Genomic DNA, 23,910 nt, shown 5'->3' with positions numbered 1-23,910 from the left:
AAAAAACCCGGCGTCACGGCCGGGTTTTTCATGGAGGATCGTTGGAAGGTCAGGCCGAGAGCTTCGCCAGCACTTCTTCCGAGACCTCGAAATTGGAATAGACGTTCTGCACGTCGTCATCATCTTCCAGGCTGTCGATCAGCTTCATCAGCGACTGCGCTTTTTCCTCGTCCACCGGCACATTGTTCTGGGCGCGCCAGACGGCCTTGACGGTTTCGGCTTCGCCGAGGCCGGACTCCAGCGCTTTTGAGACGTCGCCGAGGGCTTCGAAGGCGCAGGTGATGTAGTGGCCCTCTTCATCGGTCTCGACGTCGTCGGCGCCGGCTTCGATCGCGGCTTCCATCACCTTGTCAGCGTCCCCGACCGAAAGCTTGTAGGTGATTTCGCCGACATGGTCGAAGGAGAAGGACACGGAACCGGTTTCGCCGAGAGCGCCGCCGGCCTTGGTGAATATCGAGCGGACGTTGGAGGCGGTGCGGTTGCGATTGTCGGTCAGGGCTTCGACGATGATCGCCGTGCCGCCGGGACCATAACCCTCGTAGCGGACTTCGTCATAGTTTTCGCCGTCGGCGCCGGCTGCCTTCTTGATGGCGCGATCGATGTTGTCCTTCGGCATGGACTGGGCCTTGGCGTTCTGGATCGCCAGGCGAAGACGGGCATTCATCGTCGGGTCGGGCAGGCCGGCCTTGGCGGCAACGGTGATTTCGCGCGCGAGCTTGGAGAACATTTTCGACCGCACGGCGTCCTGACGGCCCTTGCGGTGCATGATGTTTTTAAACTGTGAATGGCCAGCCATGGCACCCCTGTTCACGTCTCATTGTTCGGAATGGGCCGCCTTATAAGAGCGAAACGGCACCCGTTCAAGGGAAAAGCAATTCGGAACAAAGGCGAAAGGATGACGTTTCAACCGAACTCTATCCAATGGAAAGGAACGGTCATGGCTAGTCTCAGCGAGGCGCAGGAACAACCGGCACATCAACTCTGGGATCAGGTCAACGGCGTTCACGCCGGAATGCTCGGAATTTCCGGGCTGGATATGCACATGCAGCCGATGGCGCCCCATGCAGATCCCACCACCAACACGATCTGGTTCTATACCAAGACCGACGCCGATATCGTCCGCTCCATCAAGCCCGGCAGCCGCGCCCATTTCTGCGTCATCGGCAAGGATCATGACTATCACGCCTGTCTTTCCGGCGTGATCGAGGTGCGCCCCGACCCTTCCAAGATCGAGGAATATTGGAGCTCGATGGTGGCGGCCTGGTATGACGGCGGCAAAAAAGATCCCAAGCTCACCATGTTATCTCTACATATCGACGACGCCGAGATCTGGGTTTCCACCGGCAACACGCTGAAATTCGGCTGGGAGATCGCCAAGGCCAATCTCGATGACGACAAGATGCCTGACGTCGGCATCAAGCGTCATCTGCAGTTCGCCTGAGCAAACGCCGGGCCGCTTTACTGGACGCCCTTCAGCACATAGATCAGTGGCTTCTTCGGCAGCGTGCGCAAGGAGACGATGATGCTGTCATCGGGTGCATAGGCGACATCGAAGTCCTTGCCGAACATGGAGAGGAACGCATTGACCGGCGGGCCGCGGCGGTGCATCGGCAGGATCAGCGACGAGCGCAGCCGCTTGATGACACGGCTCATGCTGTCGGCGCCCATTGTCAGGCCGCCGTCGACCGGCACCATGACGACGTCGAGGCGGCCGATCTCGGTATATTGGGTCTCCGTCAGCTCGTAATGCAGATGGCCGAGATGGCCGATGCAAAGGCCGGCAATTTCAAAAACGAAAATCGAGTTTCCATTCTGCTGCGAGCCGCCGAGCCCATAGCTGAAGCGGATATCCGTGGTAACGTTGCGAATATGGGCGTCGCCGACAACTAGATCGATCTTGGCTGCCTCGCCGGGGACATCGCTCCACCCATGCAGCACATGTTTGATGCCCGGCTCGGGCGTCAAGGTGAAGTGGGTCGGATGAGCTTTGTTCATGGTCACGACGTCAGGCGTTATCGCCGGCCGGTACCAGCCATTATAGTCCGTCGCGATGACGATGCCGGCGGGAGTGTCGATCTCGAAGGTCGAGTGGCCGAGGAAGGTCAGTTTGACGTCCTCGCCCTCGGTGGCGGTCGGCTCCGGCTGCTCGCTGCCGGAGAAGCTTGCAAAGGTGGCCCGCGGGATGGTCTGCGCGATCGCCTGACAGTGGCTGACGGGCGGTCGCTGCTGCTGCGCCCTTGCTGCGGGACCCGATACGATGAAGGCGGCAAGGCATGCGATCGCGAGAACAAGATGTTGCGGCTTCATGCCACCCCTCCGGCGCTTTCACGAGAAGGCCGGAGAATGCGGCAAGAGGTCGCAGCGGTCCAGACCGGGGATGCTCACAATCGTGTGTGGGGCCTGGGCCGAGCAGGCCTTACCGCCAGAACTCCGGCACTGTCTCGGCCAGGCGCGGTCCGAGCCGCAGCGGCGCGATCTTTTCGGCGAGTCCCGTCACGTCGGAAATCTCGACGCCGACGCCGCAGATCGTTGCCGGGCCGCTTGCCGCTTCCATGCGGCCCTTCGGCATCTTGGAGATGAAGCGGTTGAGCGGCTCCTCCTTGTCCATGCCGAGGGAGGAATCATAGTCCCCACACATGCCGGCATCCGACATATAGGCCGTGCCGCCGTTCAGGATCTGTGCGTCGGCGGTCGGCACGTGGGTATGGGTGCCGACGACGAAGCTGGCGCGGCCGTCGACGAAATGGCCGAAACACTGCTTCTCGCTGGTCGCTTCCGCATGGAAATCGAAGATGATCGCATCGGCCTGCTCCTTCAGCGGGCAGGCGTCGAGGATCACCTCCGCCGACTTGAAAGGATCGTCGAGCTCCGGATGCATGAAGACCCGGCCCATGACATTGGCAACGAGCACGCGCGCGCCGTTCCTGGCATAGAAAAGGCCGGAGCCGCGGCCGGGCGTGCCCTGCGGATAGTTGGCCGGCCGCAGGAACTGATCGTGGCGCCCGGCAAAGGCGACCGCTTCCTTCTGGTCCCAGACGTGATTGCCTGTGGTCACCACATCGGCGCCGGCATTGATCGTTTCCAGAAAGATGTCCTCGGTGATGCCGAATCCGCCGGCGGCATTCTCGCCGTTGACGACGACGAAATCGAGCCTTAAGTCGGAGATCAGACCGGGAAGGCGGTCCCAAACCGCCGTGCGTCCCGTCTTGCCGACCATGTCACCCAGAAAAAGCAGCCGCATTCCCTATCCAATCCAAGATGCAAAAAAGCGAAGGCCGCTTTCTGTCAGGATGGCATCCAGGCTTATGTCGTGCGGCTCGTCGGGCACATGTGCCACTTCCTGGCAGTCGAATGCAATGCCGATCAGCTTCGGATGCAGGCCTTTCTCTCTGAGCCGGCTGATGGCGCGGTCATAGTAGCCGGCGCCGTAACCTATGCGATGGCCGCGGACATCGAAGGCCGAAAGCGGCACCAGCATGATCTCGGGATCGAGAATGGCGGCCTCCGCGCCGGGGCCGACCGTGCCGAAGCCGGTCTCGATGAGAGGCAGCCCTTCCGTCAGTTCCCGAAACGCGATGGTCTGCTTGTCGAGGATCGCCGGCACGCAAAGCCGCGCGCCGCGCGCTGCAAACCGGGCCATCAGCGGCCGCATATCGGCCTCGGACCGGATTGGCAGGAAACCGGAGACGATCGTGCCGGGCGCAAAGGCGACGGCCTCGCCGGCATGAGCTGCCATTGCAAGGCTTTTGGAGATGCGCTCCTCAGGAGCGATGCTGTCGCGGGCGGCCAGCCGTTCATTGCGCAACTGCGCTTTCAGTTCTCGTGCGGTCATTCGATCTGCCGGATGTGAGAGGTTCGGCCCGAGCATAGACGGCTGGAGGTCCGATGCAAATGCAGGCTGCGACAGGAGCGCGGCGGTTTCGCGCCGTGTCAGCCTGCGGCCTGCGGTCGTCAGACGAGGATGCCTATCGCTTCTGCGTCGATTCGCGGGCCGGCGGCGTCGGCAGCGCGGCGGCCAGCCGCCGCATTGTTTCGTCGAACAGAAGCGTTCCGCCCGGCATCCAGCCGAGCGCGCGGATTTTCGCCGTGCTCATCGGATTGAGCGTTGCGCTGTCGGCCGGAGCCGGCAGCGCATGACGACAGCCGGTCTCACGGCGGATGGGCGCAAGAATGTCGCGGGTGTCGACGACGATGTCCGACACGTTGAAGATCTCGCCGGAGATGCGCGTGCTTTCCGTCTCCAGCATCAGCCGCACCGCGCGTCCGAGGTCGCGGCCGTGAACCTCCGTGCCAGCGCGGGGAGCGATGGGCCGGCCGGCGCAATAATCGTCGATGAGGCCGTCCCATTTGTTTGGCGAGAGATCACCATAGATGCCGGTCGCCCTCAGACTGACGCCGGCAAAACCGGGAGTCGACAGGTCTGTCAGCGCGCCCTCGGCGTCGAGCTTGATCTGGCCGTAGAGCGTCTCCGGCTTCGGCAGCATTGTTTCGGTAAGCTCGGTTCCTGCAGGGTGTTCGCCATAGGCCGCCCGGCTGGACAGGAAGACGCAGCGGCGGGTGCCGGCGCGTTTGGCGGCCTCGAAAAGCCGGACGGTGCCGTCGAGGTTCAACCTGTGAAAGCTTTTCGGATCATCACCCTCGCCGCCGCGATATTTGCCGGGGATATGGCTGAAGGCGGCGTGGACGAAGAAATAAGCGTCGTCGAAAACGTTGATCTGATCCTGGTCGGGATCGAGGGAGAGCGCTGCGAACTCGACCGGGCGGGAGAAGAGGCGGGGATGCGGCGCCCGGCGGCCGCCGACGATCACCTGATAGCCGGTGGTCAGAAGCTCCTCGACGACATAGCGGCCGACGAGACCCGTTCCGCCGGATACCAATACCTTCATGCTGCCCCTTCCGGATTAGTGAGCGCCGCGATCTCGGGCACGTCGCCGCCATCGTGGAAACGGTGCCATAAATCGATCAAAGGTTGTAGCTGCGCTGCCTTGGGATGATCTTTTTCCCATGGTTTTTCATATTGGTAGTGCAGGATCGAGACGCTCTTCCAGTCCCAAAGCGCCGGCATGGTGAACCATACATATTGCAGCATGTTGAAATAAACCGGCAGGCCGTGCCAATCCGGGAAGAAGGTCTCGAGAAAGGTCTGATCGGTGCGCCGCCAGAAGGTGTCCGGCCTGTCGAGCCTTTCGAGCATGTGCCGGAATGTGTCATGCGACGGCGTGGCGACGAAGACGCCGGAATTCATGCGGCGGAAGTCGGTGAGGCTTTCATAGACATTGGGGGCGGCGGAAAATTCCGGATAGAGGAAGAGCCTGTCGACATTTTTCAGCACCAGGGCATCGGCGTCGATGAAGACGCAGCGTTGGTATTCGACGAGCTGCCAGAGCCTCAGCTTGCAGAAATTGTCGAGCGGCGAATGAAACGCCGGCTTGCGGCCCTTGGTGAAAGGCGCTGCCGAATGGAGATGACCGCGGGCGTGGCGTTCGTTGAAGGCATCGGAGAGCGGCAGGTGCTCGACTTCGATCAGGCGGCAGCCGAGGGTCGCGAGCGGGGCGAGGGCGGCTGCATCGGCCCCGCCGGTATGGAGGACGACGATGTCGGCGCGGGTTCCGGTCCGGCGCAGGGAGCGGGCGAGGGCGGTGGCTCCCATGGCGTAGTCGGCGTTGGTGACGAGGGTGACGTAGGCGAATACGAAGGAGCGGCTCATCGGGTTCGACTGCCTCTATATGTCTTGCTCCTGCGGAGGAGAGACGGCAAGGCGTTGCTGTATGTCTCTTCTCCCCAGCGGGGAGAAGGTGCCGGCAGGCGGATGAGGGGGCGAGCGCCGACAGGAGCGAGTACGCTGAACGCGAGCGAAGGGCAATGAAGGGCGTGCCGCGTGGCCCGCTCATCCGACCCTTCGGGGCACCGACCGGGGTCCAGCCACAGGTCTCGACCCGTCCTTCGGACCCCCGCTGGGGAGAAGAGGGAGCAAGCCGCGGCCCTTCTAGCCTTCGTCATCGCTCAGCACTCATGACACCGACTTCAGCCGCTTGCCTTCCGGATCATGGTTGATCGTCGCGGCGATATCCCGGGTCCAGGCGGAGACGGCCGGCACGCGGGCGCGGTCGACGCGATAGGCGAATTTCTTCGCCACGTCGACGATCTCGCCGAGCAGGCCGGCTTCCAGTGTGATCGGCTCGAGGCCGAGATTGCGGAACTTTTCGTTGCGGACGATCAGCTCGTTTTCGGCGGCTTCCTTGCGCGGATTGGGCAGCCAGGCAATTGTGGCGCCGCTGATTCTCGCGATCATCTCGGCGAGGTCGCGCACCCGGTGGGTTTCCGTCATCTGATTGAAGATTTCGACGCGGGCGCCGCGGGCCGGCGGGTTCTTGAGCGCCAGCTCGATGCAGCGCACCGAATCCTGGATATGGATGAAGGCGCGGGTCTGGCCGCCGGTGCCGTGCACCGTCAGCGGATAGCCGATCGCCGCCTGGATCAGGAAGCGGTTCAGCACGGTGCCGTAATCGCCGTCGTAGTCGAAACGGTTGATGAGCTGCGCATGGCGGCGCGTCTGCTCGGTGTGCGTGCCCCAGACGATGCCCTGGTGCAGGTCAGTGATCCGCAAGCCGTCATTCTTGGCATAGAACTGGAAGAGAAGCTGATCCAGGCACTTGGTCATATGATAGATCGAGCCCGGATTGGAGGGGTAGAGGATCTCCTGACTGACCGTCTCGCCGCCAGCCGTCTCGATGCCGACCGCTAGGTAACCTTCGGGGATCGCCGCGCCAACCGTCGAATAGCCGTAGACGCCCATAGTGCCGAGATGAATGAGGTGGGCATCGAGGCTGAGCTCGGTCAGGGCGTTCAAGAGGTTGTGCGTGGCGCTGACATTGTTGTTCACAGTGTAGTTCTTGTGGCGGTCGCTCTTCATCGAATAGGGCGCGGCACGCTGTTCGGCGAAGTGGATGATGGCATCGGGGCGATGTTCTGAGAGCCAGTTCTTCAGCAGTTCGTAATCCTTGGCGAGATCGATCAGGTTGAAGTGGATGCGGCGTCCCGTTTCGGCATGCCAGATGCGGGTGCGCTCCTGGATCGAATCCATCGGTGTCAGCGATTGGACGCCGAGTTCGGTGTCGATCCAGCGGCGCGAGAGATTGTCGAGGATATGGACGTCATGACCGGCATCGGAGAGATGCAGCGACGTTGGCCAACCAATGAAACCGTCTCCGCCCATAACCGCAATCTTCATCGCATCGTCTCCTGATCGGTCGCTCATTATCGGGAATAGTTAGGAATTATGACAATCATTCAATGCCTGGCGGCGGCGCATTCAATGCCTGCCTGCCGGGCATTCAATGCTTGCCTGTCGAGAAGCGTTGCGCCAAAGAGGGCACCGCAGTTTGGAGAAAATTATGACGGAACGCCCTTTTTCCATTTCGGGAGAGCTGACGGAGGCCGGACATCGCCTCGTCCAGCGGGTCTATTATGAGGACACGGATTTCTCCGGCCTGGTCTATCACGCCCGCTACCTGCATTTCCTCGAACGCGGCCGCACCGATTATCTGCGCTGCCTCGGCGTCGAGCAGCGCGAACTCGTCAGCGCTGACGAGGAGGGGCTCGTCTTCGTCGTCCATCGCATGGAGATCGACTTCAAGAGCCCGGCGCGCATGGATGACGTGCTGACGATCCTGACGCACACGGAAAAAGCCGGTGGCGCCAAAATGGTGCTCAACCAGCAAATCCGCTCGGGCGAAACGCTGCTGATCGCGGCCAAGGTGATCATCGCTGTCATCAACGCCAAGGGGCGGCCGCGGCGGCTGCCGGAAACGCTTGCAGCGAAATTCCTGGAAGGCAGCACGCCGCTATAGCGTCGAATCGGCTGAAATTCGGCCTTGTAAAAACTTGATCTTTATGTGAAGGAATTTCCGCGCCGCAGGATGAGCGCTCTTCGGCCGCCGGATAATGCTCCGGTCAAGTAATCCAGGAATAAAATCTCCCGAATACAGGCTTGCTGTCGTAGTCCGGCACTAACGGTCTATTAACCATAATAGTGTCTTACTGGGAAAGTCGGAGTTTGTGCGGTGCACGCCTTCCTTTGACCAAATTTGACGGCAAGAAGGCGGAAGAAGAGCTTGGAAGCTTGACCAGGGCTTTGGGCGGCGGTCGCCGGACACTTCTTGCGAGATCATTTTGTGCCGCCCGGTCCAGCACCGGGCGTTTGGATTCGGGGATTTTGGATCAATGGAACAAGTAGGATTGGCAGCAGCCACGACGGACGTCAGCCTCTGGTCGCTTTTCATGCAGGCCGGCATCGTCGTCAAGCTCGTCATGCTCGGGCTCATCGCAGCCTCGGTATGGACCTGGGCGATCGTCATCGACAAATACCTGGCCTATGGCCGCGCACGGCGCCAGTTCGACAAGTTCGAACAGGTGTTCTGGTCGGGCCAGTCGCTGGAAGAACTCTATCGCTCGCTGTCGGAGCGCAACAATACCGGCCTGGCATCGATCTTCGTTGCGGCCATGCGCGAGTGGAAGAAATCTTTCGAACGCGGCGCCCGCTCGCCGATCGGCCTGCAGATGCGTATCGACCGCGCGATGGACGTGACGCTCGCCCGTGAAACCGAATATCTAGGCGCCCGTCTCGGGTCGCTTGCGACCATCGGCTCGGCCGGTCCGTTCATCGGCCTGTTCGGCACGGTCGTCGGCATCATGACCTCGTTCCAGGCGATTGCCGGTTCGAAGTCGACCAACCTCGCGGTCGTCGCACCCGGCATTGCCGAAGCGCTGCTTGCCACCGCGATCGGCCTCGTCGCCGCTATTCCAGCGGTTATTGCCTATAACAAGTTCTCCGCCGATGCCGGCAAGCTCTCGGCGCGCATGGAAGGCTTCGCGGACGAATTCTCCGCCATACTTTCGCGCCAGATTGACGAGAAGCTGCAGCCGCGCGCTGCGGCTCAGTAACCAACGGAGTATACTGACATGGGTATGGCTGTTGGAGGCAATGGCGGCGGGGGCGGCGGACGCCGCCGTCGCGGCGGTCGGAACAAGGCCGTCATCTCCGAAATCAACGTGACGCCGCTCGTCGACGTCATGCTGGTGCTTCTGATCATCTTCATGGTCGCCGCACCGATGATGACCGTCGGCGTCCCGATCGACCTGCCGGAAACGCAGGCCAAGGCGCTGAATTCCGAGACGCAGCCGATCACCATCTCCGTCAAGAATGACGGCGAGGTCTTCCTGCAGGAAACGCCGATCCCGGCCGCCGAGATCGCCGCCAAGCTCGAGGCGATCTCCACCACCGGCTATAACGAACGCATCTTCGTGCGCGGCGACGCGACGGCACCCTACGGCGTCATCGCCGACGTCATGGCGCGCATCCAGGGCGCCGGCTTCAAGAATATTGGCCTGGTGACGCAGCAGAAGAAGGACCAATAGCGTTCAAGATGAAGACCAGCGTCGTCACATCTGCTGTTCTGCACTGCCTGGTGCTGACCTGGGCGATGGTATCGCTCAGCGCTCCGGAATCTTTCAAGGTGGAGGATTTCGAGGCGATGCCGGTCGATCTCGTGCCGGTGGAATCCATTACCCAGCTGCAGCAGGGCGACAAGAAGGCTCCGAAGAAGGAGACGTCTGCGCCGGTGCCGACGACACGGCCGCCGATCGCGCAACCGGCCGAAAACGCCGGCGACAATAATGTCGACCTGAAGACGCCGCCGGTGCCGAACGCCAAGCCGAGCAACAGCGAGGCCGCCGCCGCCAATTCCAGCGAAAAGCCGCTGCCGCAGGTCGATCCCAAGCCGAACGACGTCAAGGAAGTCAACAAGGAAGAGACCGAGGTCGAGCAGCCGAAGGAAGTTGCCTCGATTCCGCCGCCGAAGCCGGTCGAAGTGACACCGCCGAAGCCTGAGGAAAAACCGCCGGAAGAACAGGCCAAGCCTGAGGAGCCGCCCAAGCCGGATGCCGAAGCATTGCCGGACAAGGTGCCGACGCCGGTCGTCAAGCCGCAGGTAAAGCCGCCGGAGCCGCAGAAGCCTGCCGAAAAGCCACCGGAAAAGACACCGGACGAACCGAAGGCCGCGGAAAAGCCGACAGACAAGAAGAAAGCCGACAAGAAGCAGGAAGTGGCGAAATCGGCTTCTTCAATGAAGAGCGACTTCAATGCCGACGAGATTTCAGCCTTGCTGAACAAGACCGATCCTTCCGCCGGCGGCGCCAAGCGCTCGACGCAGGAGGCATCGCTGGGGGCGAAGAAGAGTAACGGCGGCTCGAAACTCAGTCAAAGCGAAGAAGATGCAATGCGCAGCCTGATCGAGGGTAATTGGCTGATCACTCCGGGGATGGAAGGCCTTTCCGGCATGGTCATCAAGGTGCACATGAAGCTCGACAGGGACGGCAATATTATCGGCCAGCCGGAAGTCGAGTCATCAGGTGGCAGCAGCAGCGATTCCACACGCCGTGCGTTGGAAAGCGGGGCTTATAGAGCTGTTATGAAATCCGCGCCCTTCACGACGCTTCCGAAGGACAAGTACGACGCCTGGAACGAGTTCGATCTCAACTTCGATCCTAGCAGCATGGGAATCTAGATGCTGATGGATCTCTGCCATGGCAAGAATTCGGTGACGGCTGCCGTCACGCTCAGCGCGGTTCTGACCTGTGCGCTTGATGCGTCAGCACAATCGAACGGCATGGCGATTTCCGAAAAACCGGCCGCAATCGTCGGCTCGTCCGAGGTGACAGCGGCAGGCGGCAGCGCAACCGCTGGGAAAGCCCTGTCGGCTGCGGCTCTTCGCGCGGTGTTGCGTTCGTCCCCGTTCACCATGATTCCGAAAGAAAATTACGAGTCCTGGAGGGAAGTCGTCCTGCGCTTCGAATCCGGCGATCCGACTCCATAGATGCTGAAAGGCTGTTTGGTATGATGAAGTGTTCCTTTTTCCGCGCTATTTTGGTTGCAGTCGGTCTGATGGCCGCTGCCGTCGTCGCGACGCCGGCCAATGCGCTGGTCACGCTCGACATCCGAAAGGGCAATGTCCAGCCGATGCCGATTGCGGTGACGGACTTCCTGCAGGGCGATATGGGCGCGCAGGTTTCGCAGGTGATTGCAGCTGATCTGCAGCGATCCGGTCTGTTCGCGCCGATCAACAAGAGCGCTTTCATCGAGAAGATTTCCAACCCGGACGCTTCGCCGCGTTTCGAAGACTGGAAGGTTATCAATGCGCAGGCGCTGGTCACCGGCCGGGTGACGCAGGAGGCCGACGGGCGTCTTCGTGCCGAATTCCGCCTCTGGGATCCGTTCGCCGGCCAGCAGATGACCGGCCAGCAGTTCTATACGCAGCCGGAGAACTGGCGGCGTGTCGCGCACATCATCGCCGATGCGATCTACAAGCAGATCACCGGTGAAGAGGGTTATTTCGACACCCGTGTCGTCTTCGTCTCCGAATCCGGCACCAAGCAGCAGCGCAAGCGCCAGCTCGCAATCATGGACCAGGACGGTTTCAACGTGCGGATGCTGACCGATGGCAGCGATCTCGTGCTGACGCCGCGCTTCTCGCCGAACCGGCAGGAAGTCACCTACATGTCCTTCGCCAACCAGCAGCCGCGCGTCTATCTGTTGCAGCTCGAAACCGGGCAGCGCGAGGTTGTCGGCAACTTTCCGGGCATGACGTTCTCGCCGCGCTTTTCGCCTGACGGTCAGAAGGTGATCATGAGCCTGCAGCAGGAAGGCAATTCCAACATCTATACGATGGACCTGCGCTCGCGCACGACGACGCGGCTGACCTCGACGGCGGCGATCGACACTTCGCCCTCCTATTCGCCCGACGGTGCCCGCGTCAGCTTCGAAAGCGACCGTGGCGGCAAGCCGCAGATCTACGTGATGAATGCCGATGGTTCCGGCCAGACCCGCATTTCCTTCGGCGACGGCTCCTATTCGACGCCGGTCTGGTCGCCGCGCGGCGATCTCATCGCCTTCACCAAGCAGGCGGGTGGCAAGTTCTCGATCGGCGTGATGAAACCGGACGGTTCGGGCGAACGCATCCTGACGACCGGCTTCCACAATGAGGGCCCGACCTGGGCGCCGAACGGCCGGGTGCTGATGTTCTTCCGTCAGGCGGCAGGCGCCGGTGGTCCGCAGCTCTATTCGATCGATCTGACCGGCTACAACGAACAACTCGTCAAGACGCCGAGCTACGGTTCCGACCCGGCCTGGTCGCCGCTTCTCGAGTAAGAGGCGCGGCAATGCCTTCTTGTCGCCCCAGAATCATGGAAACCGGGCGACTACGGGACAAATCAATAAACTGTTAACCATAAACTTTGAGGGGCGGTTAACCGAGTGCGGTTACTGTCCGGAAACCCTGAAATCGCAAGGAGACCCGGCCATGAGCCGAATTCACACCCCGGCAATGAGCCGCATGCAGAATTTCGCCCGCAACCCCGTCATGATCGCGCTTCTGGCCGGTTTGGCACTTGCAAGCTGCGGTACCAAGAAGAACGGCGGCATGCCGAACAGCGCCGGCGATATGGGCCTCGGCGGCGGTGCGGCAACGCCGGGTTCGGCCCAGGACTTCACGGTCAATGTCGGCGACCGCATCTTCTTCGACACCGACTCCTCGTCGATCCGCGCCGATGCCTCGCAGACGCTCGACCGTCAGGCCCAGTGGCTCGCCCGCTACCCGAACTATCAGATCACCGTCGAAGGTCATGCCGACGAACGCGGCACGCGCGAATACAACCTGGCGCTCGGCGCTCGCCGTGCCGCTGCCGCCAAGGACTACCTCGCTTCGCGCGGCGTTCCGGCGCAGCGCATGAAGACGATCTCTTACGGCAAGGAACGTCCGGTCGCCGTTTGCGACGATATTTCCTGCTGGTCGCAGAACCGTCGCGCGGTCACCGTGCTCGGCGGCGCCGGCATGTAATTTGCCGATATAATTCGTTGTCTGAAGGCGGTCCCATCAGGGGCCGCCTTTTCTTTTTGACCACACTTTGGCCAGACTCCGTTGCTTTTTGACAGCAATTGGAAAAATCTCCTGTTCGTGCCTTAAGGCGCGAAGAATCACTGGGACAGGACGATACATATGAAGAAACTTGTCGTGGCAGGCATGCTGTGCCTCGCGGCTGTGACCGGAAGCGAGCGGGTGGCCTATTCCGCCTCGTTCTTCGGGCTGAATCTCGGCGGCCGATCCGCGGAAAACCAGGCGGCCCCGCCTGTTATTAAGGTACAGAGCGGCGACGCCGAGGTGCGCGTGCAGCAGCTCGAAGAGCAACTGCGGCAGCTGAACGGCCGGATCGAGGAGATGAGCTTCCAGCTGCTGCAGATGCAGGAGACGATCCGCAAGCAGCAGGAAGACAATGAATTCCGCTTCCAGCAGCTCGAAAAGACCGGTTCCGGCGGCGGTGGCGCCAAGGCTCCCGTCAAGAAGAGCGAGACCGATGCCGCTCCGGCAGCTTCCGGCGGGGATGATGTCGCCAGGGTGATCCAAGCACCGCAGGGAGCCGAAACGGCTCCCTCCACCGACGTGCCTGATAATACCGGCCTCGGCCAACCGCCGAAGCAGCTTGGCTCGATCGACTTCGATCAGAACGGCAACGCGGTCGGCGGAACCGTCGACGAAAAAGCCAATATCGGCTCCGGCCCGATTCCCGATGCCAACGGCAAGACGCCGCAGCAGACGGCGTCGCTCGGCAGTGAGGCGGATCAGTACAAGGCAGCTTACGGCCACGTTCTGTCCGGCGACTACGGCACGGCCGAGCAGGAATTCAACCAATACATCGCCCATTACCCGAGCAGCGCGCGGGCGGCCGACGCCAATTTCTGGCTCGGCGAAGCGCTCTATTCGCAGGGCAAATATAACGAGGCGGCCAAGACCTTCCTCAACGCGCATCAGAAATACGGCAGCTCGGAAAAGGCTCCGGAAATGCTGCTGAAACTCGGCATGTCGCTTGCAGCCCTCGACAATAAGGAAACGGCCTGCGCGACGCTGCGCGAGGTCTCGAAGCGCTATCCGAAGGCTTCACGCGCCGTCATAGGCAAGGTTGCGAGCGAACAGAAACGCCTCGCCTGCTGAGGACTTCCGGAATGTCTCCGGAAGCCGCATCGCCTCATGCGGCGATCCGCCAGTTTCTCGTATCGCTCCAAAGTCCTGCGCGCATTCTCGTCGCGATATCGGGCGGCAGCGATTCCACCGGCCTGCTTCTTCTCCTCGACGAAGCCGTGAAGGCCGCGCCTCATCTCAAGGTTTCCCTCTGTGCTGCCACCGTCGATCACGGGCTGCGCGCCGGCTCCGCGGACGAAGCGCAACAGGTTGCAGCGCTCTGCGCATCGCTCGGCATTCCCCACATCATCGCAGCCTGGCAGGGCGAAAAGCCGAAAACCGGCATCATGGCTGCGGCCCGCGAAGCGCGGTACGACCTCTTGGCGGAATCGGCGGAGAGGTTCGGCGCCAATCTCATCGTCACCGGCCATACGTATGACGACCAGCGCGAAACCCTTGCCATGCGCGGCGTCCGAACGGAGCAGCTTTCATCAGGCATCGCCGATGCGGTGCTCTTCGACCGGCGCTTCTGGATTTTGCGGCCGCTTCTCTTTTCCAGCCGGGCAGATATCCGCTCTTTTCTGAGAGAGCGGCGCGTGGCGTGGATCGACGACCCCAGCAACGAGGATGTGAAGTACGAGCGCGTGCGGGTGCGCCGGCAGCTATCGGCCGATCCTGCGACGGAGACGGATATTCTCGCGGCTTGGAAGGAGCGGCTGGCGCTGTCGTCCGCGGCAGCCGAATGGCTGGATCGCTATTTCAGGCTTCAGGGCGGCCTGCTTGGGCAGGTGCTGCCCGATGGGTTGCGGCAGGATCACGCCGTTCTCGCCTATGCGCTCGGCCGTCTGACGGCGGTCTTCGGCGGACAGGCCTTCGCGCCGGGCAGGGTACAGATGGAGCGGATCCTTGCATTTATCGCAAACACCGAACCAGGGCGAATGACTGCGGGCAGGGTGGTGTTCGATCTGCGGCGAGAGGGGCTTTATCTGGCGCGCGAGAGCCGGGGGATTGTTCCGATGATTTTGCAGCCGGGAGAGGCGGGGGTGTGGGACGGGAGGTTCGAAGCCGTAAACGGCTCCGGAGCGACCGTAAGGATAGAAGCGCAGGCCACCCAGCGCTCCCTCATTCCTGTGCTCGTCACAGGAATCCAGCCACCGCGCGTCGGCGCGGTGAATGACTCGACAAGAGGTAAGGAGTCTCCCGCGCCCAAGGACTTTGGCGCGCTGGATTCCTGTGACGAGCACAGGAATGAGGGTGTGTGGAGCAGCCATCTGCCCAAGTCCGCATGGAAACGCGCCGTTGCGTCGGCGCCGGTGCTATCATCAGATGAGACCCCCTTACCTCCGGAATCCGCCGGAGCAATCAATCTGACGCCGTATTTCGCACCCTTCGACCGCTTTTTGACACGATTTGATTTCATCTTTGCCGATAGGCTTTCGGCGGTTTTCGCGATGGCGCCCTATGCGGGACTGCCTTTTAGAAGTATTGACGGAAAAACCATCTGACCTGGGGGATTGCCTTGGCAACAGCACGGCGCAACCCTATGTTAGAATGAATAAGACCGTCGCCATGAGGCGGCTGTTCCAGTGCTGGGGAGTTCAATGAACCCTAACTTACGTAATTTTGCCTTGTGGGCGATCATAGCACTTCTGCTGATCGCCCTGTTCAGTATGTTTCAGACGGCTCCGGCGCAGACTGGCTCCCGCGAAATCCCCTATTCGCAGTTTCTGCGTGAGGTCGATGCGGGCCGCGTGAAGGACGTCGTGGTCACGGGTAACCGTGTTTCCGGAAGCTATGTTGAAAACGGCACCACCTTTCAGACCTATTCCCCTGTAATCGACGACAGCCTGCTCGATCGCCTGCAGCAGAAGAATGTCCTGGTTTCCGCCCGTCCGGAAACGGACGGTTCCTCGGGTTTTTTGAGCTATCTCGGCACGCTCTTGCCGATGCTTCTCATCCTCGGCGTCTGGCTGTTCTTCATGCGACAGATGCAGGGTGGCTCGCGCGGCGCGATGGGCTTCGGGAAGTCCAAAGCCAAGCTTCTAACCGAAGCGCATGGCCGCGTGACCTTCGATGACGTCGCCGGCGTCGATGAGGCAAAGCAGGATCTCGAAGAAATCGTCGAATTCCTGCGTGATCCGCAGAAGTTCCAGCGTCTCGGCGGCAAGATCCCGCGCGGCGTGTTGCTCGTCGGCCCTCCGGGTACCGGTAAGACGCTGCTCGCCCGCTCGGTCGCCGGCGAAGCCAATGTGCCGTTTTTCACGATTTCCGGTTCCGACTTCGTCGAAATGTTCGTCGGCGTCGGCGCAAGCCGCGTACGTGACATGTTCGAACAGGCGAAGAAGAATGCGCCCTGCATCATCTTCATCGACGAAATCGATGCGGTCGGCCGCCATCGCGGCGCCGGTCTCGGCGGCGGCAACGACGAACGCGAGCAGACGCTGAACCAGTTGCTGGTCGAGATGGACGGCTTCGAGGCGAATGAAGGCGTGATCTTGATCGCTGCCACGAACCGCCCTGACGTTCTCGATCCGGCGCTGCTGCGTCCGGGCCGCTTCGACCGTCAGGTCGTGGTGCCGAACCCTGACATCGTCGGGCGTGAGCGCATCCTCAAGGTGCATGCCCGCAACGTGCCGCTGGCGCCAAATGTCGATCTCAAGGTTCTCGCCCGTGGCACGCCCGGCTTTTCCGGCGCCGACCTGATGAACCTCGTCAACGAAGCCGCCCTCATGGCCGCCCGCCGCAACAAGCGGGTCGTCACCATGCAGGAATTCGAGGACGCCAAGGACAAGATCATGATGGGCGCCGAGCGCCGCTCCTCGGCGATGACCGAGGCAGAGAAAAAGCTCACCGCCTATCACGAAGCCGGCCACGCCATCACCGCGCTCAATGTTGCCGTCGCCGATCCGCTGCACAAGGCGACAATCATTCCGCGCGGCCGTGCGCTCGGCATGGTCATGCAGCTTCCCGAGGGCGACCGCTACTCGATGAGCTACAAGTGGATGGTGTCGCGTCTCTGCATCATGATGGGCGGCCGTGTCGCCGAAGAGCTCACCTTCGGCAAAGAGAACATCACATCGGGTGCCTCCTCCGACATCGAGCAGGCGACCAAGCTCGCCCGCGCCATGGTCACGCAATGGGGCTTCTCCGATCAGCTTGGTCAGGTCGCTTACGGCGAGAACCAGCAGGAAGTCTTCCTCGGTCACTCGGTATCGCAGTCCAAGAACGTTTCGGAAGCCACCGCGCAGAAGATCGACAATGAAGTGCGCCGCCTGATCGACGAAGCCTATACCCAGGCCCGCACGATCCTCACGGAAAAGCACGATGAATTCGTTGCTCTCGCCGAAGGCCTGCTCGAATACGAGACGCTGACCGGCGAGGAGATCAAGGCGCTGATCCGCGGCGAGAAGCCTTCGCGCGATCTCGGCGACGACTCGCCGCCGAGCCGCGGCTCGGCCGTTCCGAAGGCCGGCGCGCGGCCCGCGACCAAGGGCGACGAGCCCGAAGCCGGCCTCGAGCCGCAGCCGCATTGAGCGGCGTCACCAGGCTGAACAAGGCCGGATTTCCCCTTGGGAGATCCGGCCTTTTCTATTGGTAACGGGATATATTCATTTTTCTCGGTAATTTACGTGCCGATGCCCATGTTTTGTGGCATCCCGATAAATTGAGGCAGGTCTGATTCAGGCGCTCTGGGCTTGACGACGGACCTTTGAAGCCAAATTCGCTTGGAACGATGCGCTGCCTTGAATGGCGCGCGGAAAGCGCAGGAGTGCAGATGAAAAGACGCTATTTCGGTACGGATGGCATTCGAGGTCAATCCAATGTCTTCCCGATGACGCCGGATCTCGCCATGCGGGTCGGCATCGCCGCCGGCACGATCTTCCGCCGCGGCAACCATCGCCATCGCGTCGTTATCGGCAAGGACACGCGCCTTTCCGGCTATATGCTCGAAAATGCCATGGTCGCGGGTTTCACCGCCGCTGGCCTTGATGCCTTCATCCTCGGCCCGATCCCGACGCCTGCGGTCGCCATGCTGACCCGTTCGCTGCGCTGCGATATCGGCGTGATGATCTCCGCTTCGCACAATCCTTACGAGGATAACGGCATCAAGCTGTTCGGCCCCGACGGCTATAAGCTCTCCGACGACATCGAAGCCGAGATCGAGGATTTGCTCGAAAAGGACCTGAGCACGCAGCTCGCCAAGTCCGACGACATCGGCCGTGCCAAGCGCGTCGACGGCGTGCATGACCGTTATATCGAACACGCCAAGCGCACCCTGCCACGCGACGTGACCCTGCAGGGCCTGCGGATCGCCATCGACTGCGCCAACGGCGCCGCCTATAAGGTGGCGCCCGCCGTGCTCTGGGAGCTCGGCGCCGACGTCGTCACCATCGGCAACGAGCCGAACGGCACTAATATCAATCTCAATTGCGGCTCCACGAGCCCGGTCGCGCTGCAGAAGAAGGTCGATGAGGTGCGTGCCGATATCGGCATCGCGCTCGATGGCGATGCAGACCGCGTCATCATCGTCGATGAGAATGGTTCGATCGTCGACGGCGACCAGCTCATGGCCGTCATTGCCGAGAGCTGGGCCGAGAGCCAGCAGCTGCGCGGCAATGGCATCGTCGCCACTGTCATGTCCAACCTCGGCCTCGAGCGTTTCCTCGACGAGCGCGGCATGGCGCTCGCCCGCACGAAGGTCGGCGACCGTTATGTCGTCGAGCATATGCGCCAGCACAATTACAATGTCGGCGGCGAGCAGTCGGGTCATATCGTGCTGTCGGATTATGGCACGACGGGCGACGGCCTGGTTGCCGCACTGCAGATCCTTGCCGCCGTCAAACGCACCGGCAGGACCGTCAGCGAGGTCTGCCGCCGCTTCGAGCCGGTGCCGCAGCTGCTGCGCAATGTCCGCATCAGCGGCGGCAAGCCGCTGGAGGATATCCAGGTGCAGAAGGCGATCGCCGATGCCGAAGCCGAGCTTGCCAAGACCGGCAGGCTTGTCATCCGGCCCTCCGGCACCGAGCCGCTGATCCGCGTCATGGCCGAGGGCGACGATCGCGCCCAGATCGAGCGCATCGTCAACGAGTTGATCGGTACGATTTCAAACGTTCGTAGCGCTGCCTGATTTTTGAGGGCAGATCAGGCTTGGCGGCAAGCTTGGCGGGGCTTGGAGGATGGGCGAGGCCTCTCGCTGCCCCCGTCCTTGGAGACCCCTTCGGGGCATCTCCAGGATGAGTGCTAATTGGCGTGCTGTGTAGCTGATGGGCGTGCTGACGCTTCGGTCGACGCTACGCGCCACAGCAGAAAATCCAGTGCAAGTATCAACCTATCCTCCCTCGTTCCTGTGCTCGTCACAGGAATCAGGGTGGGTGAGGCGGACGTCCTCGCCAATTTATCACCCCGTGCGCAAGCAAAGCCAAATCGTCTCGTCAGATCGTCTCTTCAAAGACTTGCCGCGGCAATCCAAGTTTCCCCTCTCTCGGAAACTTCAAGATTCACAGTAAATAATCGTGGTTAAGCAGCTTTTAACGTTTCCGGTTCATTATCCATACGAAGCGTATCAGATTGGCAGCGACCTGAGCCTGCCGATGTAACGGATTTTGGAGTGGGATCCATGAAAAGAAGCTTGTCCGGCATCTTCGCGGCATTGTTGATCGCGACAAATGCCTATTCCGCGGACCTGGCTCCGGCCGAGCCCATCCCGGAGCAGCCGCCCGAGGTGGCGGTCAGTGAAGCGACGGGCTGGTACCTGCGCGGCGATGTCGGTTATGCCTTTACCGATCTTCGCGGCGCCCGCTATTTCCAGGGCAGCAATGCCAACGAAGTCGATTTCGACGACGCTGACCTCGACGACGCATGGACGATCGGCGGCGGTGTCGGTTACCAGATCAACAGCTACCTCCGCACCGATCTGACCTTCGACTATCTCACGCAGGCCGACTTCCGCGGCTCGACGGTCGGGCAGTGCGGCTTCCCGCTGGTGGATTGCACCTCGAGCGACCGCTCTTCGCTGACGGCCTACACGCTGCTGGCCAATGCCTATGTCGATCTCGGCACCTACGGCTACGTCACGCCTTATGTCGGCGCCGGTATCGGCGGCTCCTACGTCAAGTGGAAAAACCTGCGCAACGTCGCCTGCGCCGATGACGGCAGCTTCTGCGACGACGAAGTCACCCACGGCGGCAAGGGCAACTGGCGCTTCACCTACGCCCTCATGGCCGGCGCCTCGGTGGACGTCACCTGCAACTTCAAGGCCGATGTCGGCTACCGCTACCTGCATATCGATGGCGGCAACATGTTCGGCTATGCCGATAATGGCGGCCCGGGCCGCGACAAGGGCCTCAGCGCCCATGAAGTCCGCGTCGGTGGCCGCTATCTGTTCGGCGGCTGCGCCCAGGCGAGCTACGAACCGCCCCCGGAAATTCCACTGCAGCAGCCGGTCTACAAGTAAACTCAATGCTCTTCATCAGAAAGCCGCCCCCGCAGGGGCGGCTTTTTTCATTTCCGCCACCCCGCCTGCGTCAAAATACCTTCCCTCTGCGACACTTCGATCTTGACTATGACGCCGCCGATCCATACACACGGCGGCGGGACACCCTTCCCCAACGAAGGGCTTTCTATCTGAGAGGATAGCATCATGGCGAAGACCGCAAAGCCGGACATCCGTCCGCACAATACTCATTTTTCTTCTGGCCCCTGCTCGAAGCGCCCTGGTTGGTCGCTCGAAGCCCTTTCCGACGCGGCCCTCGGCCGTTCGCACCGCGCGAAGGTCGGCAAGACCAAGCTCAAGCAGGCCATCGACCTTACCCGTGAAATTCTCGAAGTGCCGGCGGATTACCGCATCGGCATCGTTCCGGCCTCCGACACCGGCGCCGTCGAAATGGCGTTGTGGTCGCTGCTCGGCGAACGCGGCGTCGACATGCTCGCCTGGGAAAGCTTCGGCGCCGGCTGGGTCACCGATGTCGTCAAGCAGCTGAAGCTCAAGGATGTGCGCAGGCTCGAAGCCGGATACGGCGAGCTTCCCGATCTCTCCGCCATCGATTTCGACCGTGACGTCGTCTTCACCTGGAACGGTACGACTTCGGGTGTGCGCGTGCCGAACGGCGATTTCATCCCCGCCGACCGCAAGGGATTGACGATCTGCGACGCCACTTCGGCCGCTTTCGCCCAGGAACTCGATTTCGCCAAGCTCGATGTCGTCACCTTCTCCTGGCAGAAGGTTCTGGGCGGCGAGGGCGCACATGGCGTCATCATCCTTTCGCCGCGCGCCGTCGAGCGCCTCACCACCTATACGCCGGCCTGGCCGCTGCCGAAGATCTTCCGCATGACCTCGGGCGGCAAGCTGACGGAAGGCATCTTCCAGGGCGAGACGATCAACACGCCGTCGATGCTCTGCGTCGAGGACTATATCGATGCGCTGCTCTGGGCCAAGGATCTCGGCGGCCTCAAGGCGCTGATCGCGCGCGCCGATGCCAATGCCAAGGTCATTCACGATTTCGTCGCGGCAAACGACTGGATCGCCAATCTCGCCGTCAAGGCTGAAACGGCCTCCAACACCTCCGTCTGCCTGAAGATCGTCGACAAGGACATCGCGGCTCTCGACGACGATGGCCAGGCGAATTTCGCCAAGGGTCTGGTCGGCCTCCTGGAAAAGGAAGGTGTCGCCTATGACATCGGCCACTACCGCGACGCGCCGTCGGGTCTGCGCATCTGGGCGGGTGCCACGATCGAGGCGTCCGATATGCAGAAGCTGATGCCCTGGCTTTCCTGGGCCTTCGAAACGCAGAAGGCGCAGCTCTCTCAGGCCGCCGCCTGACGTGACCGCATCCGGCTCCGCCACGAGGCGGAGCCCAGCATCCCTGATTTCATCCATCGCTGAACATTTTTTGAAGGAGTCCCTCATGGCACCTCGCGTTCTCGTATCCGACGAATTGTCGGAAACCGCCGTCCAGATCTTCCGCGACCGCGGCGTTGAAGTCGATTTCGAACCGCAGCTCGGCAAGGACAAGGACCGTCTGCTCGAAGTCATCGGCAAATATGATGGCCTTGCCATCCGCTCCGCCACCAAGGTGACGGAAAAGATCATCGAAGGGGCGAAGAACCTCAAGGTCGTCGGCCGCGCCGGCATCGGCGTCGACAATGTCGATATTCCCGCCGCCTCGCGCCGCGGCATCATCGTCATGAACACGCCCTTCGGCAATTCGATCACCACCGCCGAACACGCGATCGCGCTGATGTTCGCCGTCGCCCGCCAGCTTCCGGCAGCCGATACCTCGACGCAGGCCGGCAAGTGGGAGAAGTCGAAATTCATGGGTGTCGAGATCACCGGCAAGACGCTCGGCGTCATCGGCGCCGGCAATATCGGCTCGATTGTCTGCGCCCGCGCCATCGGCCTCAAGATGCATGTCGTCGCCTATGACCCGTTCCTCTCCAAGGAGCGCGCCGAGGAGATGGGCGTCACCAAGGTCGAGCTGGACGAGCTCTTCGCCCGCGCCGATTTCATCACGCTGCACGTGCCGATGACCGACAAGACGCGCGGCATCCTCAACAAGGAAGCGCTGGCGAAGACCAAGCCCGGTGTGCGCATCATCAACTGCGCCCGCGGCGGCCTGGTCGACGAAGCGGCTCTTGCCGAAGCGATCAAGTCGGGCCATGTCGCCGGTGCCGCCTTCGACGTGTTCGAGGTCGAGCCCGCCAAGGAAAGCCCGCTCTTCGGCCTGCCGAACGTCGTCTGCACCCCGCATCTCGGCGCCTCGACGACCGAAGCGCAGGAAAACGTCGCTCTGCAGGTGGCCGAACAGATGTCGGACTATCTCGTCAAAGGCGCAGTCTCCAACGCCATCAACATGCCGTCGATCACCGCGGAAGAAGCGCCGATCCTCAAGCCCTTCATCCGTCTTGCCGACGTTCTCGGCGCCTTCGTCGGCCAGGTCACCGAGGAGCCGATCAAGGAAATCGAGATCCTTTATGACGGCGTCACCGCCAACATGAACACGCGGGCGCTGACGAGCGCGGCGCTTGCCGGTCTCATCCGCTCGCAGGTCGCCGACGTCAACATGGTTTCGGCGCCGATCATGATCAAGGAAAAGGGCATCGTGCTCTCCGAGGTCAAGCGCGACAAGACGGGTGTCTTCGACGGCTATATCAAGCTGACGGTGACGACCGAGAGCATGACGCGTTCGATCGCCGGCACGGTGTTTTCGGACGGCAAGCCGCGCTTCATCCAGATCAAGGGCATCAATCTCGATGCCGACGTCGGCTCGCACATGATCTACATCACCAATACCGACGTCCCTGGCATGATCGGCTTCATCGGCACGACGCTCGGTGCTGCCGGCGTCAACATCGCCAACTTCCAGCTCGGCCGCGACAAGCAGGGTGGCGACGCCATCGCGCTGCTCTATGTCGATGGCGAGGTGGAGGACGGCGTGCTCGAACGGCTGACGGCGCACCAGGCAATCCGCCAGGCAAAGCTGCTGACATTCAACGTAGACTGAGTTTCCTTCCTCCCAAGGAAATAGGGAAAACCCGGCGCGGGAAACGGCGCCGGGTTTTCTGATCATCAATGGGTATATTTCAGTGAGGCAAGCGCTTGCGGCGGACGATCTTGCCGAAACGGGCTCTATCGTCCTCAGCCTTGGTGCGATGAAGGAAGGCACGCCTGCTGCCGTCGAGACCCTGGAAAAATTCGTCCCAGGAAATCTCCTCCTGCGTTTCCGAGGAAAAATCGACGCGGACGGTTTCGCTGTCGCTCGCGTCCTTGATGCGGGCGGGATGGCCGCCTCGCTCTTCGATCCAGTGTCTGATCCTGTTGTAATCCGCCGTCGTGCCGAACCTGGCCATGAAACCCTCCGCAGCATTCGATTGCGACATTGATCACCCGGAACGCATGATCGAA

At 61.7% G+C, this 23,910-nt stretch carries 23 protein-coding genes; 15 read left to right on the top strand and 8 right to left on the bottom strand.

Going from position 1 to position 23,910, the window contains the following annotated elements; all coding sequences use genetic code 11:
- Positions 1–49: 49 nt before the first annotated feature.
- Positions 50–796 carry a YebC/PmpR family DNA-binding transcriptional regulator gene (locus AMC88_RS17905; RefSeq protein WP_012485106.1) on the bottom strand — a complete coding sequence of 249 codons (747 nt, stop codon included), beginning with the start codon at positions 794–796 and terminating at the stop codon, positions 50–52.
- A gap of 141 nt (positions 797–937) precedes the next feature.
- On the opposite strand from AMC88_RS17905, the gene AMC88_RS17900 reads away from it, so the two are divergent.
- Positions 938–1,441, top strand: a complete 504-nt coding sequence (locus AMC88_RS17900) for a pyridoxamine 5'-phosphate oxidase family protein (RefSeq protein WP_064825605.1) — start codon at positions 938–940, stop codon at positions 1,439–1,441.
- Positions 1,442–1,458: 17 nt separating this feature from the next.
- On the opposite strand, the gene AMC88_RS17895 is transcribed toward AMC88_RS17900, so the two are convergent.
- The 6 genes from AMC88_RS17895 to AMC88_RS17870 all read right to left on the bottom strand — a co-directional run bounded on the left by AMC88_RS17895 (position 1,459) and on the right by AMC88_RS17870 (position 7,231).
- On the bottom strand, positions 1,459–2,307 hold the full coding sequence (locus AMC88_RS17895; RefSeq protein WP_064825604.1) for an MBL fold metallo-hydrolase: 849 nt from the start codon (positions 2,305–2,307) through the stop codon (positions 1,459–1,461).
- A 109-nt stretch (positions 2,308–2,416) separates the two neighbouring features.
- Positions 2,417–3,241, bottom strand: a complete 825-nt coding sequence (locus AMC88_RS17890; RefSeq protein ID WP_004669773.1) for a TIGR00282 family metallophosphoesterase — start codon at positions 3,239–3,241, stop codon at positions 2,417–2,419.
- Positions 3,242–3,244: 3 nt separating this feature from the next.
- The gene (locus AMC88_RS17885) at positions 3,245–3,832 is read right to left on the bottom strand and encodes a 5-formyltetrahydrofolate cyclo-ligase (protein WP_064825603.1); all 588 of its coding nucleotides are present in this window, start codon (positions 3,830–3,832) and stop codon (positions 3,245–3,247) included.
- A 133-nt stretch (positions 3,833–3,965) separates the two neighbouring features.
- Positions 3,966–4,886, bottom strand: a complete 921-nt coding sequence (locus AMC88_RS17880; RefSeq protein ID WP_064825602.1) for an NAD-dependent epimerase/dehydratase family protein — start codon at positions 4,884–4,886, stop codon at positions 3,966–3,968.
- On the bottom strand, positions 4,883–5,707 hold the full coding sequence (locus tag AMC88_RS17875; RefSeq protein ID WP_064825601.1) for a glycosyltransferase: 825 nt from the start codon (positions 5,705–5,707) through the stop codon (positions 4,883–4,885). Before AMC88_RS17875 ends, AMC88_RS17880 begins: the two co-directional genes overlap by 4 nt.
- Before the next feature lie 303 nt (positions 5,708–6,010).
- On the bottom strand, positions 6,011–7,231 hold the full coding sequence (locus AMC88_RS17870; RefSeq protein ID WP_064825600.1) for an NAD-dependent epimerase/dehydratase family protein: 1,221 nt from the start codon (positions 7,229–7,231) through the stop codon (positions 6,011–6,013).
- Between the two features lie 163 nt (positions 7,232–7,394).
- On the opposite strand from AMC88_RS17870, the gene ybgC reads away from it, so the two are divergent.
- The 14 genes from ybgC (at position 7,395) to serA (ending at position 23,509) form a co-directional block, all read left to right on the top strand.
- Entirely contained in the window at positions 7,395–7,850 is a 456-nt protein-coding gene (gene ybgC / locus AMC88_RS17865) for a tol-pal system-associated acyl-CoA thioesterase (RefSeq protein WP_004671619.1), read from the top strand.
- Between the two features lie 373 nt (positions 7,851–8,223).
- Entirely contained in the window at positions 8,224–8,943 is a 720-nt protein-coding gene (tolQ, locus tag AMC88_RS17860) for a protein TolQ (protein ID WP_004671617.1), read from the top strand.
- 18 nt (positions 8,944–8,961) lie between these two features.
- Positions 8,962–9,417, top strand: a complete 456-nt coding sequence (gene tolR, locus AMC88_RS17855) for a protein TolR (RefSeq protein WP_064825599.1) — start codon at positions 8,962–8,964, stop codon at positions 9,415–9,417.
- A gap of 8 nt (positions 9,418–9,425) precedes the next feature.
- Entirely contained in the window at positions 9,426–10,565 is a 1,140-nt protein-coding gene (locus tag AMC88_RS17850) for a cell envelope integrity TolA family protein (RefSeq protein WP_064825598.1), read from the top strand.
- The gene (locus AMC88_RS17845; protein WP_064825597.1) at positions 10,566–10,874 is read left to right on the top strand and encodes a hypothetical protein; all 309 of its coding nucleotides are present in this window, start codon (positions 10,566–10,568) and stop codon (positions 10,872–10,874) included.
- Positions 10,875–10,894: 20 nt separating this feature from the next.
- Complete coding sequence (tolB, locus tag AMC88_RS17840) at positions 10,895–12,205, top strand: Tol-Pal system beta propeller repeat protein TolB (protein WP_010008051.1); 1,311 nt, start codon at positions 10,895–10,897, stop codon at positions 12,203–12,205.
- Positions 12,206–12,356: 151 nt separating this feature from the next.
- A complete protein-coding gene (gene pal, locus AMC88_RS17835) occupies positions 12,357–12,893 on the top strand; it encodes a peptidoglycan-associated lipoprotein Pal (RefSeq protein ID WP_064825596.1) in 537 nt (178 codons plus the stop codon).
- A gap of 159 nt (positions 12,894–13,052) precedes the next feature.
- On the top strand, positions 13,053–14,042 hold the full coding sequence (ybgF, locus tag AMC88_RS17830; protein WP_064825595.1) for a tol-pal system protein YbgF: 990 nt from the start codon (positions 13,053–13,055) through the stop codon (positions 14,040–14,042).
- A gap of 11 nt (positions 14,043–14,053) precedes the next feature.
- The gene (tilS, locus tag AMC88_RS17825) at positions 14,054–15,514 is read left to right on the top strand and encodes a tRNA lysidine(34) synthetase TilS (RefSeq protein ID WP_064825594.1); all 1,461 of its coding nucleotides are present in this window, start codon (positions 14,054–14,056) and stop codon (positions 15,512–15,514) included.
- A gap of 96 nt (positions 15,515–15,610) precedes the next feature.
- Complete coding sequence (ftsH, locus tag AMC88_RS17820) at positions 15,611–17,542, top strand: ATP-dependent zinc metalloprotease FtsH (protein WP_038691074.1); 1,932 nt, start codon at positions 15,611–15,613, stop codon at positions 17,540–17,542.
- 242 nt (positions 17,543–17,784) lie between these two features.
- On the top strand, positions 17,785–19,137 hold the full coding sequence (glmM, locus tag AMC88_RS17815) for a phosphoglucosamine mutase (RefSeq protein WP_012485090.1): 1,353 nt from the start codon (positions 17,785–17,787) through the stop codon (positions 19,135–19,137).
- Positions 19,138–19,626: 489 nt separating this feature from the next.
- Positions 19,627–20,463 (top strand): outer membrane protein, encoded by an 837-nt coding sequence (locus AMC88_RS17810; RefSeq protein WP_064825593.1) that lies wholly within the window; start codon positions 19,627–19,629, stop codon positions 20,461–20,463.
- 186 nt (positions 20,464–20,649) lie between these two features.
- On the top strand, positions 20,650–21,828 hold the full coding sequence (locus tag AMC88_RS17805; protein WP_064825592.1) for a phosphoserine transaminase: 1,179 nt from the start codon (positions 20,650–20,652) through the stop codon (positions 21,826–21,828).
- A gap of 85 nt (positions 21,829–21,913) precedes the next feature.
- Positions 21,914–23,509, top strand: a complete 1,596-nt coding sequence (gene serA / locus AMC88_RS17800) for a phosphoglycerate dehydrogenase (RefSeq protein ID WP_012485087.1) — start codon at positions 21,914–21,916, stop codon at positions 23,507–23,509.
- Positions 23,510–23,588: 79 nt separating this feature from the next.
- Here the strand turns inward: serA and AMC88_RS17795 are convergent, their stop codons facing one another.
- Positions 23,589–23,855: a hypothetical protein gene (locus tag AMC88_RS17795; protein ID WP_010035567.1), complete on the bottom strand. Its 267-nt coding sequence runs from the start codon at positions 23,853–23,855 to the stop codon at positions 23,589–23,591.
- Positions 23,856–23,910: the final 55 nt, after the last annotated feature.

It is taken from the genome of Rhizobium phaseoli, from assembly GCF_001664385.1.
Taxonomy (GTDB): Bacteria; Pseudomonadota; Alphaproteobacteria; order Rhizobiales; family Rhizobiaceae; genus Rhizobium; species Rhizobium phaseoli.
Note: the sequence above shows the minus strand (reverse complement) of the source record. Positions and strands in the feature narration are given on the sequence as shown.

Bases quoted from the DNA above. Each gene is read 5' to 3' on its own strand.
- serA (WP_012485087.1), top strand. From the start codon at position 21,914: ATGGCACCTCGCGTTCTCGTATCCGACGAATTGTCGGAAACCGCCGTC.
- AMC88_RS17795 (WP_010035567.1), bottom strand. From the start codon at position 23,855: ATGGCCAGGTTCGGCACGACGGCGGATTACAACAGGATCAGACACTGG.
- AMC88_RS17870 (WP_064825600.1), bottom strand. From the start codon at position 7,231: ATGAAGATTGCGGTTATGGGCGGAGACGGTTTCATTGGTTGGCCAACG.
- AMC88_RS17875 (WP_064825601.1), bottom strand. From the start codon at position 5,707: ATGAGCCGCTCCTTCGTATTCGCCTACGTCACCCTCGTCACCAACGCC.
- AMC88_RS17810 (WP_064825593.1), top strand. From the start codon at position 19,627: ATGAAAAGAAGCTTGTCCGGCATCTTCGCGGCATTGTTGATCGCGACA.
- glmM (WP_012485090.1), top strand. From the start codon at position 17,785: ATGAAAAGACGCTATTTCGGTACGGATGGCATTCGAGGTCAATCCAAT.
- AMC88_RS17850 (WP_064825598.1), top strand. From the start codon at position 9,426: ATGAAGACCAGCGTCGTCACATCTGCTGTTCTGCACTGCCTGGTGCTG.
- tolQ (WP_004671617.1), top strand. From the start codon at position 8,224: ATGGAACAAGTAGGATTGGCAGCAGCCACGACGGACGTCAGCCTCTGG.
- tolR (WP_064825599.1), top strand. From the start codon at position 8,962: ATGGGTATGGCTGTTGGAGGCAATGGCGGCGGGGGCGGCGGACGCCGC.
- AMC88_RS17845 (WP_064825597.1), top strand. From the start codon at position 10,566: ATGCTGATGGATCTCTGCCATGGCAAGAATTCGGTGACGGCTGCCGTC.
- tolB (WP_010008051.1), top strand. From the start codon at position 10,895: ATGATGAAGTGTTCCTTTTTCCGCGCTATTTTGGTTGCAGTCGGTCTG.
- ybgC (WP_004671619.1), top strand. From the start codon at position 7,395: ATGACGGAACGCCCTTTTTCCATTTCGGGAGAGCTGACGGAGGCCGGA.
- AMC88_RS17880 (WP_064825602.1), bottom strand. From the start codon at position 4,886: ATGAAGGTATTGGTATCCGGCGGAACGGGTCTCGTCGGCCGCTATGTC.
- AMC88_RS17890 (WP_004669773.1), bottom strand. From the start codon at position 3,241: ATGCGGCTGCTTTTTCTGGGTGACATGGTCGGCAAGACGGGACGCACG.
- AMC88_RS17895 (WP_064825604.1), bottom strand. From the start codon at position 2,307: ATGAAGCCGCAACATCTTGTTCTCGCGATCGCATGCCTTGCCGCCTTC.
- tilS (WP_064825594.1), top strand. From the start codon at position 14,054: ATGTCTCCGGAAGCCGCATCGCCTCATGCGGCGATCCGCCAGTTTCTC.
- AMC88_RS17900 (WP_064825605.1), top strand. From the start codon at position 938: ATGGCTAGTCTCAGCGAGGCGCAGGAACAACCGGCACATCAACTCTGG.
- AMC88_RS17885 (WP_064825603.1), bottom strand. From the start codon at position 3,832: ATGACCGCACGAGAACTGAAAGCGCAGTTGCGCAATGAACGGCTGGCC.
- pal (WP_064825596.1), top strand. From the start codon at position 12,357: ATGAGCCGAATTCACACCCCGGCAATGAGCCGCATGCAGAATTTCGCC.
- AMC88_RS17805 (WP_064825592.1), top strand. From the start codon at position 20,650: ATGGCGAAGACCGCAAAGCCGGACATCCGTCCGCACAATACTCATTTT.
- AMC88_RS17905 (WP_012485106.1), bottom strand. From the start codon at position 796: ATGGCTGGCCATTCACAGTTTAAAAACATCATGCACCGCAAGGGCCGT.
- ybgF (WP_064825595.1), top strand. From the start codon at position 13,053: ATGAAGAAACTTGTCGTGGCAGGCATGCTGTGCCTCGCGGCTGTGACC.
- ftsH (WP_038691074.1), top strand. From the start codon at position 15,611: ATGAACCCTAACTTACGTAATTTTGCCTTGTGGGCGATCATAGCACTT.